Origin of the sequence: Pseudomonas sp. AK181, assembly GCF_051122975.1 — a bacterium.
GTDB classification, from domain to species: Bacteria; Pseudomonadota; Gammaproteobacteria; order Pseudomonadales; family Pseudomonadaceae; genus Aquipseudomonas; species Aquipseudomonas lactis.
The window spans coordinates 3,995,688-4,011,603 of sequence record NZ_CP146348.1 but is presented as its reverse complement, the minus strand read 5'-3'; the positions used below and the strand labels follow the sequence as shown (position 1 = coordinate 4,011,603).

Genomic DNA, 15,916 nt, shown 5'->3' with positions numbered 1-15,916 from the left:
GGCGGCGCTCGTCGCCCGGTTCTATTCGCGCTCTTGGGCGCCCCCGTAATCGGCCGGGTATTTCTCGAATATCTGGCCGATGAACGCTTGCGCCGCCTGGGTGCCCAGTTCCTTGACCAACAGGTCGATACCAATGATCGCCAGTTCTTCCGGGCTTCCGGGGCTGTAGGAACTTTGCCCTTGGGGCCACTTGGCTTTGATGTCGGCTTGAAGCGTTACGGTGGTCATGGAAATCTCACGGGCTGAAAATGCGGGTCAATGCACTGGAACGCCGTTCCAGAGGGGCGCAGTTAAGCATTTTGTACGGCATTTGGCACTGCTACTTAGGCATGACGCAGAGGCTGTGCGACACTGTCGGCCTGTTAAATGGCCGGGAAACACCGCGTGCAAATCGATTTGAGCAAGCCCGACAACCTGACGCTGGACGCCGTGCGCCAACTGCTTGGCAGCGCCAGTGACGACGAACATACCCAGCTGCGGGTGACCAAAAAAGGCGTGGCCTACATTTCTTCCGGCGTAGTCGGGGGGGCTGATATCGATGGCCTGTTGTTTCGCCTGGAGACCTGGGCCAAGGGTTCCGGCTATGTCGGCAAGGTGGCAGCCAGCGATGAAGTCTGGGTTATGCAGATTTTCAACGCGCTGAAGCAGAATTGGCCTACGCCTTCGTCGGACTACATCGACATCTACTGAATACGTTCATATCTAGTCACGATTCACCGAGCGATTGCAGGCCGGGACTCAGGCAGACTTGCCTACAGGCGGTTAACGTCTTGAAACCAATCGCTTTGACTGCTGTCGCACGATCTCTGTCCACTTTTTATCATAGGAGGCTTCATGCCTTGGAAGCTCGCATCATTCGGTACTTTGTTGGCTGCGCTCGCGTTGGCGGGTTGCAGCACCCCGGGTGCCTCTGAGCCAGGCAAAGCTGCCACTGCGACCGATGCTGGTCATAGCCGCTGTGAGTCGAAGGCTGCAGAGTTCGCCATCGGCCAGAAAGCCTCGCCTCAGTTGCTGGAGCAGGCCCGCACGCGTGCCGGCGCGCAGAATGCACGCATTCTCAAGCCCAATGACATGATCACGCTGGAGTATCGCTCCGACCGCTTGAACCTGAACACCGACAACAATCTGGTGATCAACCGGGTTAACTGCGGCTGATGCGGCTTTTGCATCACCCATAAAAAACCCCGTCACATGGACGGGGTTTTTTTTAGCTCAGCGGAGAATTACTCGCCGCGAACCTGTGCAGCTTGCATACCCTTTTGGCCTTTCTCAGCCACGAAGGAAACGGTTTGGCCTTCTTTCAGGCTTTTGAAACCGTCGCTTTCGATAGCTTTGAAGTGTACGAACAAGTCGTCACCGCCACCTGTAGGAGTGATGAAGCCGAAGCCTTTTTCATCGTTGAACCATTTAACGGTGCCGGTTTGGCGATTAGACATGGTGTATCTCCAAGAAACATATATTTTCAGTAGTGCTGTGCTGCTCAGGCCAACTGGGCACACCGGGCTATCATAGTCGAAATGTTCGGCTTGGGAGCCCCCCCAAGGCACTGTTTGCTAATCAATCGCTTTGCGTTTGATTCATCATTGGGCTGAAAGCCCCGATTTACGGGGCTTTGCGACGACATATCAGCTATTAAAAAAAGCCGTAAAACCTGCATAATTTGTGCGAAATGGCAGTTTTCAGGCTGTTTTTCCAGCGAAATGGCCGTCGAATCGTCAGCCAATCTTACTTTTTCTTCACCACTTTGCAGGACGAAATAGCCGCGACCGCTTTGTTTTTAAGCTCCGGGCTGGCGTTCTGGTTGGTCATCAATTCCTTGATCTCGGCAGTGCTCAATTCGGCATTGATCTTGTCGGCGCCACATTCACAGTGGGCTTTGGCAGTTTTGACGTCCACGTTCTGGCTGGCGGCGGCACTGCAGTCGTTGACGAAGGCGTCACGGGCGCCGGCTGGCCAGTTGGAAGGGGCTGCTGCCTGCGCGCCGAGGGAAAGGAGGCTCAGGGTAGCGGCGACAGCGAGGGTAGAGGTAAAACGCATCATGGGGATGCTCCTTTGGGTCGAGGACGAACGGCGATTCTCAGTGGCTTTGAGGCCCTACGTACAGCTCAAGTTCACTTTCACAGCTATAAAGCCATGAATTGCTCTTTACCCAACGCTTGGCCGACGCGATGACCGTTCATCTGTGCTAGCATCCTTGCCTGGCTATTTCCAGGCGCGCCATTTGCCGCCTTGCCAGGTTCTTTTTGTTCACTCCAGTCACTCTGGTTCGATTATCGGTTGGCCGAAAGGCTCCTGCCGCTGTAAGGCAGGCGTTCAGCAATGAACGGCCTGGTGTTGGATCTTGTACTGGCTCATCCCAACCCACGTGACCTTTGGTAGGGGTCACCACTAGGAGAGGAGGCGCCATGCCAACTATTACTCTTCCCGACGGCAGTCAACGTTCATTCGATCATCCGGTTTCCGTAGCCGAGGTCGCCGCATCCATTGGTGCAGGCCTGGCCAAGGCCACCGTGGCCGGCAAGGTCGACGGCAAGCTGGTTGACGCCAGCGACCTGATCACCAGTGACGCCAGCCTGCAAATCATCACGCCCAAGGATCAAGAGGGGCTGGAGATCATTCGCCACTCTTGCGCGCATTTGATTGGCCATGCGGTCAAGCAACTGTACCCAACCGCCAAGATGGTGATCGGCCCGGTCATAGAAGAAGGCTTCTATTACGACATCGCCTATGAGCGTCCTTTTACTCCGGACGACCTGGCGGCCATCGAACAGCGCATGCACGCGCTGATCGAAAAAGATTACGACGTCATCAAGAAAGTCACCCCGCGTGCCGAAGTGATCGACGTGTTTACCGCGCGTGGCGAAGACTACAAGCTGCGCCTGGTGGAAGACATGCCGGATGAGCAGGCCATGGGCCTGTATTACCACGAAGAATACGTCGACATGTGCCGTGGCCCGCACGTGCCGAACACGCGCTTTCTCAAGTCGTTCAAGCTGACCAAGCTGTCCGGTGCCTACTGGCGCGGCGATGCAAAGAACGAGCAACTGCAACGGATCTACGGCACGGCCTGGGCTGACAAGAAGCAGCTGGCCGCCTATATCCAGCGCATCGAAGAAGCCGAAAAACGCGACCATCGCAAGATCGGCAAGCGCCTGAACCTGTTCCACCTTCAGGAAGAAGCGCCGGGCATGGTGTTCTGGCACCCGAATGGCTGGACCCTGTACCAAGTGCTTGAGCAGTACATGCGCAAGGTGCAGCGCGAAAACGGCTACCTGGAGATCAAGACCCCGCAAGTGGTTGATCGCAGCCTGTGGGAGAAATCCGGGCACTGGGCCAACTATGCCGACAACATGTTCACCACCCAGTCGGAAAACCGCGACTACGCCATCAAGCCGATGAACTGCCCGTGCCACGTGCAGGTCTTCAACCAGGGCCTGAAGAGCTACCGCGAGTTGCCGATGCGCCTGGCCGAGTTCGGTGCCTGCCACCGTAACGAGCCATCGGGTGCGCTGCACGGCATCATGCGCGTGCGTGGCTTCACCCAGGACGACGCCCACATCTTCTGCACCGAAGAGCAGATGCAGGCCGAGTCCGCAGCGTTTATCAAACTGACCATGGACGTTTATCGCGATTTCGGCTTTACCGAAGTCGAGATGAAGCTGTCCACTCGTCCGGAAAAACGCGTCGGTTCCGACGAGCTGTGGGATCGCGCCGAAGCGGCACTGGCCGCAGCGCTCGACAGTGCGGGCCTTGCATACGATCTGCAGCCGGGTGAGGGCGCCTTCTATGGTCCTAAGATCGAGTTCTCGCTCAAAGATTGCCTTGGCCGTGTCTGGCAGTGTGGTACCCTGCAGCTCGATTTTAACCTGCCGATCCGTCTGGGAGCCGAATACGTCTCCGAAGACAACAGCCGTAAACACCCGGTTATGCTGCACCGGGCGATCCTCGGCTCGTTCGAACGGTTCGTCGGTATCCTGATCGAGCACTACGAGGGTGCGTTCCCTGCGTGGCTGGCTCCGACCCAGGCAGTGATCATGAATATCACTGATAAACAGGCAGATTTTGCCGCTGAAGTTGAAAAAACTCTCAACGAAAGCGGGTTTCGTGCCAAGTCCGACTTGAGAAATGAAAAGATCGGCTTTAAAATCCGCGAGCATACCTTGCTCAAGGTTCCCTATCTCTTGGTTATCGGAGATCGGGAAGTCGAGATGCAGACTGTCGCTGTGCGTACTCGTGAAGGTGCTGACCTGGGCTCGATGCCCGTCGCCCAGTTCGCTGAGTTCCTCGCGCAAGCGGTTTCCCGGCGTGGTCGCCCAGATTCGGAGTAATTATTATTAAGCGTGAAATGAGACAAGATAAACGAGCTGCACCGAAAGCCCCGATCAACGAGAATATCTCGGCACGCGAGGTTCGGTTAATTGGCGCTGATGGCGAGCAGATTGGCATCGTCTCGATTGATGAAGCGCTTCGTATTGCAGAAGAGTCCAAGCTGGACCTGGTGGAAATCTCCGCCGATGCAATCCCACCTGTTTGTCGGGTGATGGACTACGGCAAATCGATCTTCGAAAAGAAGAAGCAGGTTGCCGCAGCGAAGAAGAACCAGAAGCAGATTCAAGTAAAAGAAATCAAGTTTCGTCCAGGGACGGAGGAAGGGGATTACCAGGTAAAACTGCGCAACCTGGTACGTTTCCTGAGTGATGGGGACAGGGCCAAGGTATCCTTGCGATTCCGCGGCCGTGAGATGGCCCACCAGGAGCTGGGGATGGAACTCCTCAAGCGGGTTGAAGCTGACCTGCTCGAGTACGGTTCGGTCGAACAGCATCCTAAGATGGAAGGACGCCAGCTTATTATGGTCATCGCCCCGAAAAAGAAGAAGTAATCAACAGGGCACGGCAGGCCTTCTGATTATGTTTATCAACTGAATGCGGAGTACCGAACATGCCAAAGATGAAAACTAAAAGTGGTGCTGCTAAGCGGTTTCTGAAAACTGCTAACGGCATCAAGCACAAGCACGCTTTCAAGAGCCACATCCTGACCAAAATGTCGACCAAGCGTAAGCGTCAACTGCGCGGTAGCAGCTTGCTGCATCCGTCTGACGTGGCAAAAGTCGAGCGCATGCTGCGCCTTCGTTAATTTTGGTTCAAGAATAGAGGAAGTAACTCATGGCTCGTGTAAAGCGTGGCGTCATGGCCCGTAAGCGTCACAAAAAAATTCTGAAACTTGCTAAAGGCTACTACGGCGCGCGTTCACGCGTATTCCGTGTTGCCAAGCAAGCGGTAATCAAGGCAGGCCAATACGCCTACCGCGACCGTCGTCAGAAAAAACGTCAGTTCCGCGCTCTGTGGATCGCTCGTATCAATGCTGGTGCACGTGTTAACGGTCTGTCCTACAGCCGTTTCATCGCTGGCCTGAAAAAAGCGTCCATCGAAATCGACCGTAAGGTTCTGGCTGAACTGGCCGTGAACGAAAAAGCGGTGTTTGCTGCGATTGTCGAGAAAGCTAAAGCCTCCTTGGCTTAAGTACCCCCGACAGTCACCCTGGGCTACTCCTGTGGCCCAAGGTGGTAAACGTCATAAATAGGGGAAGAGCCTTCAAGCTCTTCCCCTATTTTGTATCTGGAGTCTGTACATGGAAAACCTGGACGCGCTCGTCGCCCAAGCCCTTGAGGCTGTGCAAAGCGCTGAAGATGTAAATGCCCTGGAGCAAATCCGGGTTCACTACCTTGGCAAGAAAGGTGAATTGACTCAGGTGATGAAGACCCTGGGAAATCTGCCTGCTGAAGAGCGTCCGCAAGTCGGTGCGCTGATCAACGTCGCCAAGGAGCGTGTCACAGAGGTTCTCAATGCGCGCAAGGCGTCGCTCGAGGAGGCCGATCTTGCGGCCAAGCTCGCCGCCGAGTCCATTGACGTGACCTTGCCTGGTCGTGGCCAGGCCTCGGGCGGTCTGCATCCGATCACCCGGACTCTGGAACGTATCGAACAGTTCTTCACCCACATCGGCTACGGCATTGCCGAAGGCCCTGAGGTCGAAGACGACTACCACAACTTCGAGGCGCTCAACATCCCAGGCCATCACCCGGCCCGGTCGATGCACGACACCTTCTATTTCAACGCCAACATGCTGCTGCGCACCCATACCTCGCCGGTACAGGTCCGCACCATGGAAGCGAACAAGCCGCCGATCCGCATTGTCTGCCCAGGCCGTGTGTACCGTAGCGACTCGGATATCACCCATTCGCCGATGTTCCACCAGGTCGAAGGCCTGCTGGTTGATCGCGATATCAATTTCGCCGACCTCAAAGGCACCATCGAAGAGTTCCTGCGGGTGTTCTTCGAAAAAGAGTTGGCGGTACGTTTCCGTCCTTCGTTCTTCCCGTTCACCGAGCCATCGGCTGAAGTCGACATGGAATGCGTGATGTGCAGCGGTAAAGGCTGCCGCGTGTGCAAGCAGACTGGCTGGCTGGAAGTGATGGGCTGCGGCATGGTTCACCCCAACGTGCTGCGCATGTCCGGGATCGACCCGGAAGAGTTCTCGGGCTTTGCCTTCGGCATGGGCGTTGAGCGTCTGGCCATGCTGCGTTACGGCGTGAACGACTTGCGTCTGTTCTTCGACAACGACTTGCGGTTCCTCGCGCAATTTCGCTAGTCGTAACGAATCTTTAGGAGAGCAGGATGAAATTCAGTGAACAATGGCTGCGTGGCTGGGTAAGCCCGCAGGTAGATCGCGACGAGCTGGTTGCTCGTCTGTCGATGGCCGGTCTTGAGGTCGATAGCGTTACGCCGGCCGCCGGTGTTTTCAGTGGCGTGGTGGTGGGCGAGGTGTTAAGCACCGAGCAGCACCCGGATGCCGACAAATTGCGTGTGTGCCAGGTCAGCAACGGCTCGGAAACCTTTCAGGTCGTGTGCGGAGCGCCTAACGTGCGCCCGGGCCTGAAAATCCCGTTCGCCATGATCGGCGCCCAGTTGCCGGGCGACTTCAAGATCAAGAAGGCCAAGCTGCGTGGCGTTGAATCCAACGGCATGCTGTGCTCCCAGGCCGAGCTGCAAGTAGGTGAGGGCAATGACGGCTTGATGGAACTGCCGGCCGACGCACCAGTGGGTCAGGACATCCGTGTTTACCTGGAGCTGGAAGACGCCAGCATCGAGGTCGACCTGACCCCCAACCGCGGCGACTGCCTGTCCCTGGCTGGCCTGGCCCGTGAAGTGGGTGCGCTGTACAACGCGCCTGTCACTCGTCCAGTGGTTGCTGCCGTGCCGGTGGTACACGACGAAGTTCGCTTGATTGAAGTATTGGCGCCCAACGCTTGCCCGCGTTACCTGGGGCGTGTGGTCCGTAACGTCGACCTGTCCAAGCCAACTCCGCTGTGGATGGTCGAGCGCCTGCGTCGTGCCGACGTTCGCAGTATTGACGCTGCGGTCGACATCACCAACTACGTGATGCTCGAACTGGGCCAGCCGTTGCACGCGTTCGATCTCGCCGAAATCAACGGCGGCATCCGCGTGCGTATGGCCGAAGAGGGTGAGAAGCTGGTGCTGCTCGATGGTCAGGAAGTCAGCCTGCGTGCCGACACCTTGGTGATCGCCGACCACTCTCGTGCCCTGGCAATTGCCGGCGTGATGGGTGGCGAGCACAGCGGTGTATCCGCGACCACTCGTGACGTGTTCCTTGAAAGCGCGTTCTTCGACCAGATCGCGATCGCTGGCAAGGCCCGTTCTTACGGCCTGCACACCGATGCGTCACACCGCTATGAGCGTGGCGTGGACTGGAAACTCGCCCGTGAAGCCATGGAGCGCGCCACCGGCCTGCTGCTGGAAATCACCGGTGGCGAAGCCGGCCCGATCACCGAGACCGTCAGCGAACAGTACCTGCCGTCGATTGCGCCGATCACCTTGCGTGCCAAAAGCGTTGAGCAGATGCTCGGCCTGGTCATCGAACCGGCTGAAATCGAGCAACTGCTGTCTGCGCTCGGCCTGGGTATTTCTGCGGGCGGGGAAGGGCAGTGGCAGGTTGCAGTACCTAGCCATCGCTTCGACATCAGCCTGGAAGTCGACCTGATCGAAGAGCTGGCGCGCCTGTACGGCTACAACCGCCTGCCGGTTCGCTATCCGCAAGCACGCCTGGCACCGCAACCCAAGGCCGAAGCGCGTGCGCACTTGCCTGAACTGCGTCGCTTGCTGGTTGCCCGTGGTTACCAGGAAGCCGTGACGTATAGCTTCATCGATCCAAAACAGTTCGAACTGTTCAACCCTGGCGTTGAGCCGTTGCTGCTGGCCAACCCGATCTCCAACGATATGGCCGCCATGCGTTCGTCGCTGTGGCCGGGCCTGGTGAAGGCACTTTCCCACAACCTGAACCGCCAGCAAGACCGCGTGCGCCTGTTCGAAAGCGGCTTGCGTTTCGTCGGCCAGCTCGATGGCTTGAAGCAAGAGCCAATGCTGGCGGGTGTTGTCTGCGGCAGCCGTCTGCCGGAAGGCTGGGCGCAAGGCCGTGAGGTCGTGGACTTCTTCGACGTCAAGGCTGACGTGGAAGCGGTGCTCGGCTTTGCCGGTGCGCTGGACGCCTTTACATTTGTACCGGGCAGCCACCCAGCCTTGCATCCAGGCCAGACTGCACGTATCGAGCGTGAAGGCCGCCTGGTGGGCTTCGTCGGCGCCATTCACCCGGAACTGTCGAAAACCTTGGGTCTGGACCGTCCAGTCTTCGTGTTTGAGCTAGTCTTGGCTGAAGTTGCGTCGGGCAAGATGCCTAAATTCAGCGAGTTGTCGCGCTTCCCTGAAGTGCGTCGCGACCTGGCCCTGATCGCCGACCGCGAAGTCGCCGCCACTGCGGTTCTGGATGTAATCCGTGAAAATGCAGGGGAATGGCTGACAGACCTCAGGCTATTTGACGTCTATCAGGGTAAAGGCATTGATCCGCATAGAAAAAGCCTCGCAGTTGGCTTGACCTGGCAGCATCCATCGCGCACTCTTAATGACGATGAGGTGAATACCACGACGCAAAATATCCTCACCTCGCTCGAACAAAGGTTGAACGCCACGTTAAGGAAGTGACGTATGGGGGCTTTGACGAAAGCTGAGATGGCGGAACGTCTGTACGAAGAGTTGGGTCTGAACAAGCGCGAGGCCAAGGAATTGGTCGAGCTGTTTTTTGAAGAGATCAGACACGCTCTGGAAGACAACGAACAGGTCAAATTGTCCGGTTTCGGCAATTTTGACCTGCGAGACAAACGCCAGCGGCCTGGCCGCAATCCAAAAACGGGAGAAGAAATCCCGATCACGGCTCGCCGTGTGGTCACCTTTCGTCCAGGGCAGAAGTTGAAGGCCCGAGTTGAGGCTTATGCTGGAACCAAGTCATAACGACGAGCTACCCGTCATCCCAGGCAAACGCTACTTCACCATTGGTGAAGTCAGCGAGCTGTGTGCGGTAAAACCGCACGTGCTGCGCTATTGGGAGCAGGAGTTTCCTCAACTCAACCCCGTCAAACGCACCGGGAACCGTCGGTATTATCAGCGCCAGGACGTGCTGATGATCCGACAGATCCGTGCGTTGCTGTACGACCAGGGGTTCACCATCAGCGGCGCACGCCAGCGTATGTCCGGTGATGAAGCCAAAGACGACACCACCCAATACAAGCAACTGATCCGCCAGATGATCTCCGAATTGGAAGATGTACTGGTGGTGCTGAAAAAATGATTCAAGCTTTAAAAATACTTCCACATTTCAAAAGCTTGCGGTATATTCCGGTTCGCTTCGTTAAGAAGCGAACCCAGTAACACGCCTAGTCGGGGCGTAGCGCAGTCCGGTAGCGCACTAGCATGGGGTGCTAGGGGTCGAGTGTTCGAATCACTCCGTCCCGACCATATTATTCAATGACTTAGGCCAATGTTCACAGCATTGGCCTTTTTCATGTGCGTGAGATTTGCGTGAATTTTGTTTTTACCCCTGTATCCTTTTCATAGTTGTTAGGATCCCGTGACAATGGGTTGCTGATGCTGCCATTCTTGTCACCCCAAAAGCCTTGCGGTCTTCCTCGATTACGACCGCCACTGCATCCGCACCTTCTCCCCTAGCTCAAAAAAGGCAAAATTTTGAAGGTGAGGCTGCGCAGGGTTCATTCCCTGACTGATGAGCAGTCAAGGCCAAGTATGCCGTCATGAAGGTCCTTGAGCACCGAAAGGTGATAGCTCGGTTACCAATGAGTTTCCAGCGCAATCTAGCCTGAAGACAAAGCCTGACATCGCGCCAGCCTCCTCGCAGTTATCTATCGTTTCGCTGCCTGCTCGTACACGGAGCTGCGTTCGCGTTTTCCGACGGCCAGAACCAAGATGACAATCCGCTCATCCTCAACGCGATATACCAGCCGGTAGCCGGCGCCGCGTAATTTGATCTTGTAACAATCCTTCATACTTTGAAGCGCATCACTTGGCACTCGCGGTCCGGCCTGTCGCTCCTGAAGCTTTTTCAGAAACTGGAGACGTAGCGTGCCGTCGAGTTTTCGCAGTTCTTTGAGCGCCTTTGGATCCCATTCAACCTCGTAATCAGCGCCCATTGGCTATATCTGCCTCCGCCTCGCCAATCAGATCGTCGAGAGATACTCGAACGGGTATTTCGTTGGCGTCGAGCCGAGCCTTGACCAAGTGAATCAGTTCCAGCTCGTCCAAGCGCTCTACCATAGCTTCGTAGACATTTGCCGGAACCATGTAGCCCATAACGCGGTTGTGGTTCAGTACCGCCACGGGCAGGCCATTGGCGCCGCTCAAGACGGATGATGGGTTTTTCTTGAATTCGGAAACGCTCACCGCCACGTCAGCCAGGATATTTTGCATAGATAAGACTCCTATATAGGTCTTAATTCTGGTCTTTTTGTTATGGGGTGGCAAGTGTTCCCCTAAGTTCAGAGCATGCTCGCATTTGCAGAGCTTGATCGCTGAACTATCGAGGCCGGTGCAAACTGGCATATGATTGCCAGCAGCTCAATGAGCTACTGGCTGAGGCAGATCGTCATGCGTAAAACCAATATCGAGGACTCCAGCCTACTGGCGGATTTCTTCAATAAAGCCTCCTATGAAACCAAGCGTGAGGTTTTCCGGGAGGTACTTCACAAGGCAAGCGCTTCCCAGCGTGAGGTGGTTGCACGCGCGGCAAAAATCAAAGGCTCACTCTCCGCTGGTGACTCTGTCAGAAATAAAACGTCTGACGCCTAGTTTTGAGTAACCAGTAAAAGCCCGGCTTGTCTGCTGAGCTTTTTCGTTTTGCGCATCCGTTGGCGCAAAGTTGAAAAATGAGGTGGGAATTGAAACGCAGCCTGTTTGCCGAGCTGGTGCAAGGTGTGGAGGATATGAGCGAGCACCGCAAGGGAAACATTACTCTTCGTCAGTACGAAATGAGCAAAAGTGCTTGTCAGGCGGGTCAGGATGACGCCGGGTACGCTGAAGAGCTTGTAGTAGTCGAAGTCCAACCCAAATTCCCAGGCTGCGCTGCTGATTAAGTGGTCAGCAGGTCCCTGAAAACCTTGAGCCCGGCCATGCGCCGGGCTTTCTGCATCTGGCTCAAGGCTTTTCAGCGTTGGCCTTTTCAAGCTGGGTAGCTATGCCCTCAAGAAGCACCAAGTCTGACTCCCTAAGTCTTCCTGACGGGTGTACTCACTCTCGCCGGCCCGTGCCCATACGGGTTGACCAGTACGCCAAGCGTGAGCCCTATTTTCTTCTTAAGGTTGAGCGCCGCCTTCTCACCCAATGAGCGGTGCCCACTTGGAAAGGCACGATAGAATCCTCCGCATCAAAAACAAAGGAGGGTCGCGGATGTTCAGTCACATCACTGTTGGAACAAATGATCTTGATCAGGCTGCCGCTTTTTACGACGCCGTACTGATCCCCTTGGGGCTGTGTCGCCGCACCGTAACTCCTGATGGTGGACCGACGTCGGCATGCTGGGTCAAGCCAGATAGCGCTCTTCCTCGCTTTTATGTGTATAGCCCTTATGATCGCAACGGAGCCAGGGCAGGGAATGGCAGCATGGTCGCTTTCTCAGCTCCCTCTCCAGATGCGGTAGACGTTGCCTATACCGCCGGGCTTCATGCGGGCGGATCGGATGAGGGAGCGCCCGGCTTACGTCGGCAGTATGGTGAAGGTTACTACGGCGCATACTTGCGTGATCCAGATGGCAATAAGGTACATGTCGTTCATCGTGGAGATTTGTAAGTTCGGCACATTCTGGCTTGTACGGGGTGTTTGCGGCAGTGCCGTTCTGGCTGCCGCCTTACCTGGGGCTTCATGATAGAGCCGTCTTGTAACGGCTGACCGGGCGCGCCAACCCGAGGTTTTCACGCAGTGTAGTGCCGGTGTATTCGTTGCGAAACAGGCCGCGCCGCTGCAGTTCGGGAATCACCCAGCGGGCAAAATCCTCCAGCCCACCCGGCAGGTGCGGTACCAATATATTGAACCCATCCGCCGCACCTTCTTCAAACCAGCGCTGCAGCTCATCCGCGATCTGCACCGGCGTGCCGATCACGCTGTAATGACCGCGTCCACCGGCAATGCGTCGGCCCAGTTGCGCCAGCGTCAGTTGTTCGCGTTGGGCCAGTTCACTCAGCAGTTGCTGGCGGCTGCGCTGTCCGCTGTCGGTCAAGGGTAGCTCGGGCATCGGCTCGTCCAGCGGGTAACCGGATAGGTCGAAATTACCCAGCATGCGCCCCAGCAGCGCCACTCCCACCTCGGGTTCGACCAGCGCCTGGAACGCTTCGAATTTGGCCTGGGCCAAGGCTTCGGTTTGGCCCACCACCACAAACACGCCCGGCATGATTTTCAGCGAATCGGCCTCGCGCCCGTATTGGCCCAGGCGAGCTTTGAGGTCGCTGTAGAAGGCCTGCGCGTCGGCCAATGAGGTCTGCGCGGTAAACACCACTTCGGCGGTCTGCGCGGCCAGTTCACGGCCGGTTTCCGAGGAGCCGGCCTGCACGATCACCGGTTGGCCCTGGGGCGAGCGCGCCACGTTCAGGGGGCCTTTGACCTGGAAGTGTTCGCCCACATGGTCCAGCACATGGCGTTTACTTGGCTCGTAATAGCGCCCGCTGGCCTTGTCGCGCACGAAGGCGTCGTCGTCCCAGCTGTCCCACAGCCCCGTCACTACCTGATGAAATTCCCGTGCGCGGCTGTAGCGTTCGGCATGCCCCAGGTGCTCGTCGCGACCAAAATTCAGCGCCTCGGCGGCGTTGTCCGAGGTCACCAGGTTCCAGCCTGCGCGGCCGCCGGAGAGGTGATCCAGGGAGGCGAATTTGCGCGCCACGTGGTACGGCTCGTTGTAGCTGGTGGTGGCGGTGGCGATCAGGCCGATATGTTCGGTCACGGCACTGAGGGCCGAGAGCAGGGTGAGCGGCTCGAAATGATCCGAGCGCGCCATCTGGCTGGCGACCTCGCCGGTGGCGGCGGCAATGCTGTCGGCCACGAACAGGGCGTCGAACTTCGCCGCTTCCGCCACCCGTGCCAAATGCTTGTAGTGGGCGAAGTCCAGGCCAGCGTTCGCCGGTACGTCGGGGTGGCGCCAGGCGGCCACGTGGTGCCCGGTAGCCATCAGGAAGGCGCCGAGTTTGAGTTGACGGCCCATGCTAGAAATCCTTGCGCAATTGCACGCCGAAGTAACGCTCATCGTCACGGGGTACGGCGCGGTAGATGTAGTTGCCGCCGCTGGCCAGCAGCGGTGAGTAGGATTTGTCGGCGAGGTTCTTCGCCAACAGCGCCACGCGCCAGCCGTTGGTGTAGTCGGCCAGGGCCACGCTGGCGTTCCAGATACCGTAGGCGCCTTGTTTGGTGTCCAGGTTCTGGCTGATGTCGTACTGCACTTCGCTCTGCCAGCTGTAGTCGGTGCCCAGTTCGATATCCAGGCCGTTATCCAAGGGGATGCTGTAGTCGGCGCGCACGTAGCTTTTCCAGTCTGGGCTGAACGGTAGTGGCTTGCCATTGACGTTGCAGGTCGCCGCTGCGCCTGGCGGGCACGCGAACTGATCGATGCGCGCCCGGGTGTAGGCCAGGGCACCGGAGAGCTTGAGTTGCTGGGTGGCTTGCAGCGCGTAATCGAGCTCGACGCCTTCGGTGCTTACGCTGCCGGCGTTGATCAAGCGCGTTACGACTTGGCCGGCGACGGTGTCGAAAAAGTTGGCCTGGTAGTTGTCGTAGTCACTGTGGAACACCGCCAGGTTGGTGGTCAGGCGGTTGTTCCAGGCAGTGGCCTTGATCCCGGCTTCCCAGGTGTTGGAGGTCTCCGGCTTAAGCGCGTCGGTGTCGCGCGGCTGCATGTTGAAGAACACGTTATAGGCCGGGCCTTTGTAGCCACGCGAGTAGGTGAGGTAGCTGGTGATGTTGTCGCTGAGGTCGTACTGCACACCTAGGCGACCGGACCAACCATCCTCGTCTACCGAACCTGAACTCGACGTCGCCGGTTGAATGCCGCTGACGGTGGTGGGGGAGGTGGACACGCGGCGATGGTCGTACTTCAAGTCGTCATGGGTGTAACGCAACCCGGCGATGCCACGAAAACGCGAGGTGAAGTTGAGCGTGGTCTCGCCGAACGCCGCGTAGCTGTCGCTGGTGGTGCTGTAGTCGGCAATGCCACGGTCGACACGCGCAGTTGTCGTGAGGGTGCGCTGATAGGTCTCTTCATCCTTGCCATGCATGTAGAACAGGCCGCCGACGTACTCCAGGAACTCACCTTTTGGCGACGCCAGGCGCAGCTCCTGGGAGTACTGGTCGAATGCCAGGTCGCCTTTGTCGGCGGTGCCGGGGAACGCGGCGGTGACCGTGCCCAGACGGTCGCCATCCTGATATTGCGTGTTGTCCCAGCCGCGCCAGGCGGTGATCGAGGTGAGGGTGTAGTCGCCCAGGTTCCAGTCCAGCTGCGCCGACAAGCCCTTGTTGATGTCCTCCACATGGCTGCGGGTATCGGTGTTGATATCGCGGTTGTCACTTGAGGCGCGCACCGGCCTCAAGGCATTGCTGAACGCCGGGCTCAGGGACTTGCTGACCACGCCATTGGGCGCGTCATCGTGGGATTGCATGTAGTCGGCGATCAGGGTCAGTGTCACGTCATCGTTGGGGGTGAATTCCAGCTTGCCGCGAATGCCCTTGTGGTTATAACCGTTAACCTCCTGACCGTTGTGGCGGTTATCGACGTTACCGTCGTAGCTGCCGAACAAGGTGCTGATCGAGCCCTTGAGCACCTCCGGCACCAGGCTGCCGCCGATGCCAAAGCGCGTGCGGCTTTCATTGCCGCTGTAGAACGACTGGTCGATAAAGCCGTGGGTCTGGGCCGTCGGCGCCTTACTGGTGATATTCAGCACACCGGCCGACGCGTTCTTGCCAAACAGCGTGCCTTGCGGGCCACGCAGCACCTCGATGCGCTCCAAGTCCAACAGGTCGAGCGTGGCCTGGCCGGGGCGTGCATAGACCACGCCGTCAATCACCGTGGCCACCGTTGGCTCAACGCCCGGCGAGGTAGAAATGGTGCCCACGCCGCGCACGAACAATGAGGTGTCCTTGTTCGACGCGCCGGTGCGAAAGTTCAGCGACGGTACTTGCTGCGCGATGCTCGCCACCCCGTTGCGATTGTCACGCTCCAGTTGCTCGCCCTCGAGCACCGAGACGGCCACCGGGACTTTTTGCAGCGATTCTTCGCGGCGGGTGGCGGTGACTGTCACGGATTGAAGCGTGGGTTCCTGCGCGTCAGCCGCAACAGCGCCGCAGACGGGCAGGGCGCAGAGGCCTGCCAGAAGCAACAATTGGGTGTGCCGTGGAAAGTTATGCATGCTGTGCCCGCTCGAAAAAATACCCTGGTCCGCTGCGGTTCTGCGACCGTCAGCGCCTGTGAAAATGTCTTGGGCATTCGCTCGAGCGAGTAGCAGACAGTGCGCTTTGTTAGCGCTAAC

20 protein-coding genes and 1 tRNA gene are annotated in these 15,916 nt (G+C 57.7%); 13 read left to right on the top strand and 8 right to left on the bottom strand.

Annotation, left to right across the window (positions count from 1 at the left end; all coding sequences use genetic code 11):
• Window positions 1-21 precede the first annotated feature (21 nt).
• A complete protein-coding gene (locus V8689_RS18175; RefSeq protein WP_044275162.1) occupies window positions 22-228 on the bottom strand; it encodes a hypothetical protein in 207 nt (68 codons plus the stop codon).
• Window positions 229-384: 156 nt separating this feature from the next.
• On the opposite strand from V8689_RS18175, the gene V8689_RS18170 reads away from it, so the two are divergent.
• Together V8689_RS18170 and V8689_RS18165 are read left to right on the top strand one after the other, a co-directional pair.
• Window positions 385-690 (top strand): hypothetical protein, encoded by a 306-nt coding sequence (locus V8689_RS18170; RefSeq protein ID WP_044275308.1) that lies wholly within the window; start codon window positions 385-387, stop codon window positions 688-690.
• Between the two features lie 144 nt (window positions 691-834).
• Entirely contained in the window at window positions 835-1,155 is a 321-nt protein-coding gene (locus V8689_RS18165) for an I78 family peptidase inhibitor (protein WP_003192494.1), read from the top strand.
• A 68-nt stretch (window positions 1,156-1,223) separates the two neighbouring features.
• On the opposite strand, the gene V8689_RS18160 is transcribed toward V8689_RS18165, so the two are convergent.
• Both V8689_RS18160 and V8689_RS18155 read right to left on the bottom strand, forming a co-directional pair.
• Window positions 1,224-1,436 (bottom strand): cold-shock protein, encoded by a 213-nt coding sequence (locus V8689_RS18160; protein ID WP_003192493.1) that lies wholly within the window; start codon window positions 1,434-1,436, stop codon window positions 1,224-1,226.
• Window positions 1,437-1,725: 289 nt separating this feature from the next.
• On the bottom strand, window positions 1,726-2,040 hold the full coding sequence (locus V8689_RS18155; protein ID WP_019820908.1) for a hypothetical protein: 315 nt from the start codon (window positions 2,038-2,040) through the stop codon (window positions 1,726-1,728).
• A 365-nt stretch (window positions 2,041-2,405) separates the two neighbouring features.
• Between V8689_RS18155 and thrS the strand changes: the two genes are divergently transcribed.
• The 9 genes from thrS (at window position 2,406) to V8689_RS18110 (ending at window position 9,860) form a co-directional block, all read left to right on the top strand.
• Window positions 2,406-4,328 carry a threonine--tRNA ligase gene (thrS, locus tag V8689_RS18150; RefSeq protein ID WP_003192490.1) on the top strand — a complete coding sequence of 641 codons (1,923 nt, stop codon included), beginning with the start codon at window positions 2,406-2,408 and terminating at the stop codon, window positions 4,326-4,328.
• Complete coding sequence (gene infC, locus V8689_RS18145) at window positions 4,328-4,879, top strand: translation initiation factor IF-3 (protein WP_015884933.1); 552 nt, start codon at window positions 4,328-4,330, stop codon at window positions 4,877-4,879. The genes thrS and infC overlap by 1 nt, the downstream gene beginning before the upstream one ends.
• A gap of 59 nt (window positions 4,880-4,938) precedes the next feature.
• A complete protein-coding gene (rpmI, locus tag V8689_RS18140) occupies window positions 4,939-5,133 on the top strand; it encodes a 50S ribosomal protein L35 (RefSeq protein ID WP_002553160.1) in 195 nt (64 codons plus the stop codon).
• 29 nt (window positions 5,134-5,162) lie between these two features.
• A complete protein-coding gene (rplT, locus tag V8689_RS18135) occupies window positions 5,163-5,519 on the top strand; it encodes a 50S ribosomal protein L20 (RefSeq protein ID WP_003192488.1) in 357 nt (118 codons plus the stop codon).
• A gap of 109 nt (window positions 5,520-5,628) precedes the next feature.
• Window positions 5,629-6,645, top strand: coding sequence for a phenylalanine--tRNA ligase subunit alpha (gene pheS / locus V8689_RS18130; protein WP_003192486.1), 1,017 nt, complete (start codon window positions 5,629-5,631; stop codon window positions 6,643-6,645).
• 26 nt (window positions 6,646-6,671) lie between these two features.
• Window positions 6,672-9,050: a phenylalanine--tRNA ligase subunit beta gene (pheT, locus tag V8689_RS18125; protein WP_056787098.1), complete on the top strand. Its 2,379-nt coding sequence runs from the start codon at window positions 6,672-6,674 to the stop codon at window positions 9,048-9,050.
• A 3-nt stretch (window positions 9,051-9,053) separates the two neighbouring features.
• Window positions 9,054-9,356: an integration host factor subunit alpha gene (gene ihfA, locus V8689_RS18120; RefSeq protein WP_002553164.1), complete on the top strand. Its 303-nt coding sequence runs from the start codon at window positions 9,054-9,056 to the stop codon at window positions 9,354-9,356.
• On the top strand, window positions 9,337-9,693 hold the full coding sequence (locus V8689_RS18115; protein WP_003174972.1) for a MerR family transcriptional regulator: 357 nt from the start codon (window positions 9,337-9,339) through the stop codon (window positions 9,691-9,693). Before ihfA ends, V8689_RS18115 begins: the two co-directional genes overlap by 20 nt.
• Before the next feature lie 90 nt (window positions 9,694-9,783).
• Window positions 9,784-9,860 (top strand) — tRNA-Pro (locus tag V8689_RS18110).
• Between the two features lie 401 nt (window positions 9,861-10,261).
• Here the strand turns inward: V8689_RS18110 and V8689_RS18105 are convergent.
• Window positions 10,262-10,549, bottom strand: coding sequence for a type II toxin-antitoxin system RelE family toxin (locus tag V8689_RS18105; protein WP_056787100.1), 288 nt, complete (start codon window positions 10,547-10,549; stop codon window positions 10,262-10,264).
• On the bottom strand, window positions 10,539-10,826 hold the full coding sequence (locus V8689_RS18100; RefSeq protein WP_434520577.1) for a type II toxin-antitoxin system Phd/YefM family antitoxin: 288 nt from the start codon (window positions 10,824-10,826) through the stop codon (window positions 10,539-10,541). The genes V8689_RS18105 and V8689_RS18100 overlap by 11 nt, the downstream gene beginning before the upstream one ends.
• A 132-nt stretch (window positions 10,827-10,958) precedes the next feature.
• On the opposite strand from V8689_RS18100, the gene V8689_RS18095 reads away from it, so the two are divergent.
• Window positions 10,959-11,204 carry a hypothetical protein gene (locus V8689_RS18095; protein WP_056787105.1) on the top strand — a complete coding sequence of 82 codons (246 nt, stop codon included), beginning with the start codon at window positions 10,959-10,961 and terminating at the stop codon, window positions 11,202-11,204.
• Here the strand turns inward: V8689_RS18095 and V8689_RS18090 are convergent.
• On the bottom strand, window positions 11,201-11,578 hold the full coding sequence (locus V8689_RS18090) for a hypothetical protein (RefSeq protein ID WP_155717241.1): 378 nt from the start codon (window positions 11,576-11,578) through the stop codon (window positions 11,201-11,203). The two genes, V8689_RS18095 and V8689_RS18090, sit on opposite strands and share 4 nt — an antisense overlap.
• A gap of 223 nt (window positions 11,579-11,801) precedes the next feature.
• Between V8689_RS18090 and V8689_RS18085 the strand changes: the two genes are divergently transcribed.
• A complete protein-coding gene (locus V8689_RS18085) occupies window positions 11,802-12,200 on the top strand; it encodes a VOC family protein (protein ID WP_081089309.1) in 399 nt (132 codons plus the stop codon).
• A gap of 70 nt (window positions 12,201-12,270) precedes the next feature.
• Here the strand turns inward: V8689_RS18085 and V8689_RS18080 are convergent, their stop codons facing one another.
• Both V8689_RS18080 and V8689_RS18075 read right to left on the bottom strand, forming a co-directional pair.
• Window positions 12,271-13,602 (bottom strand): LLM class flavin-dependent oxidoreductase, encoded by a 1,332-nt coding sequence (locus V8689_RS18080; RefSeq protein ID WP_056787110.1) that lies wholly within the window; start codon window positions 13,600-13,602, stop codon window positions 12,271-12,273.
• 1 nt (window position 13,603) lies between these two features.
• Window positions 13,604-15,796, bottom strand: a complete 2,193-nt coding sequence (locus tag V8689_RS18075; RefSeq protein WP_056787112.1) for a TonB-dependent receptor — start codon at window positions 15,794-15,796, stop codon at window positions 13,604-13,606.
• Window positions 15,797-15,916 lie beyond the last annotated feature (120 nt).

What these genes read in the sequence shown, in the direction of transcription:
- V8689_RS18105 (WP_056787100.1), bottom strand. Translation starts at nt 10,549, where the DNA reads ATGGGCGCTGATTACGAGGTTGAATGGGATCCAAAGGCGCTCAAAGAA.
- V8689_RS18080 (WP_056787110.1), bottom strand. Translation starts at nt 13,602, where the DNA reads ATGGGCCGTCAACTCAAACTCGGCGCCTTCCTGATGGCTACCGGGCAC.
- rpmI (WP_002553160.1), top strand. Translation starts at nt 4,939, where the DNA reads ATGCCAAAGATGAAAACTAAAAGTGGTGCTGCTAAGCGGTTTCTGAAA.
- V8689_RS18160 (WP_003192493.1), bottom strand. Translation starts at nt 1,436, where the DNA reads ATGTCTAATCGCCAAACCGGCACCGTTAAATGGTTCAACGATGAAAAA.
- V8689_RS18075 (WP_056787112.1), bottom strand. Translation starts at nt 15,796, where the DNA reads ATGCATAACTTTCCACGGCACACCCAATTGTTGCTTCTGGCAGGCCTC.
- V8689_RS18115 (WP_003174972.1), top strand. Translation starts at nt 9,337, where the DNA reads ATGCTGGAACCAAGTCATAACGACGAGCTACCCGTCATCCCAGGCAAA.
- pheT (WP_056787098.1), top strand. Translation starts at nt 6,672, where the DNA reads ATGAAATTCAGTGAACAATGGCTGCGTGGCTGGGTAAGCCCGCAGGTA.
- V8689_RS18095 (WP_056787105.1), top strand. Translation starts at nt 10,959, where the DNA reads ATGATTGCCAGCAGCTCAATGAGCTACTGGCTGAGGCAGATCGTCATG.
- rplT (WP_003192488.1), top strand. Translation starts at nt 5,163, where the DNA reads ATGGCTCGTGTAAAGCGTGGCGTCATGGCCCGTAAGCGTCACAAAAAA.
- V8689_RS18165 (WP_003192494.1), top strand. Translation starts at nt 835, where the DNA reads ATGCCTTGGAAGCTCGCATCATTCGGTACTTTGTTGGCTGCGCTCGCG.
- V8689_RS18100 (WP_434520577.1), bottom strand. Translation starts at nt 10,826, where the DNA reads ATGCAAAATATCCTGGCTGACGTGGCGGTGAGCGTTTCCGAATTCAAG.
- V8689_RS18155 (WP_019820908.1), bottom strand. Translation starts at nt 2,040, where the DNA reads ATGATGCGTTTTACCTCTACCCTCGCTGTCGCCGCTACCCTGAGCCTC.
- ihfA (WP_002553164.1), top strand. Translation starts at nt 9,054, where the DNA reads ATGGGGGCTTTGACGAAAGCTGAGATGGCGGAACGTCTGTACGAAGAG.
- V8689_RS18175 (WP_044275162.1), bottom strand. Translation starts at nt 228, where the DNA reads ATGACCACCGTAACGCTTCAAGCCGACATCAAAGCCAAGTGGCCCCAA.
- pheS (WP_003192486.1), top strand. Translation starts at nt 5,629, where the DNA reads ATGGAAAACCTGGACGCGCTCGTCGCCCAAGCCCTTGAGGCTGTGCAA.
- thrS (WP_003192490.1), top strand. Translation starts at nt 2,406, where the DNA reads ATGCCAACTATTACTCTTCCCGACGGCAGTCAACGTTCATTCGATCAT.
- V8689_RS18085 (WP_081089309.1), top strand. Translation starts at nt 11,802, where the DNA reads ATGTTCAGTCACATCACTGTTGGAACAAATGATCTTGATCAGGCTGCC.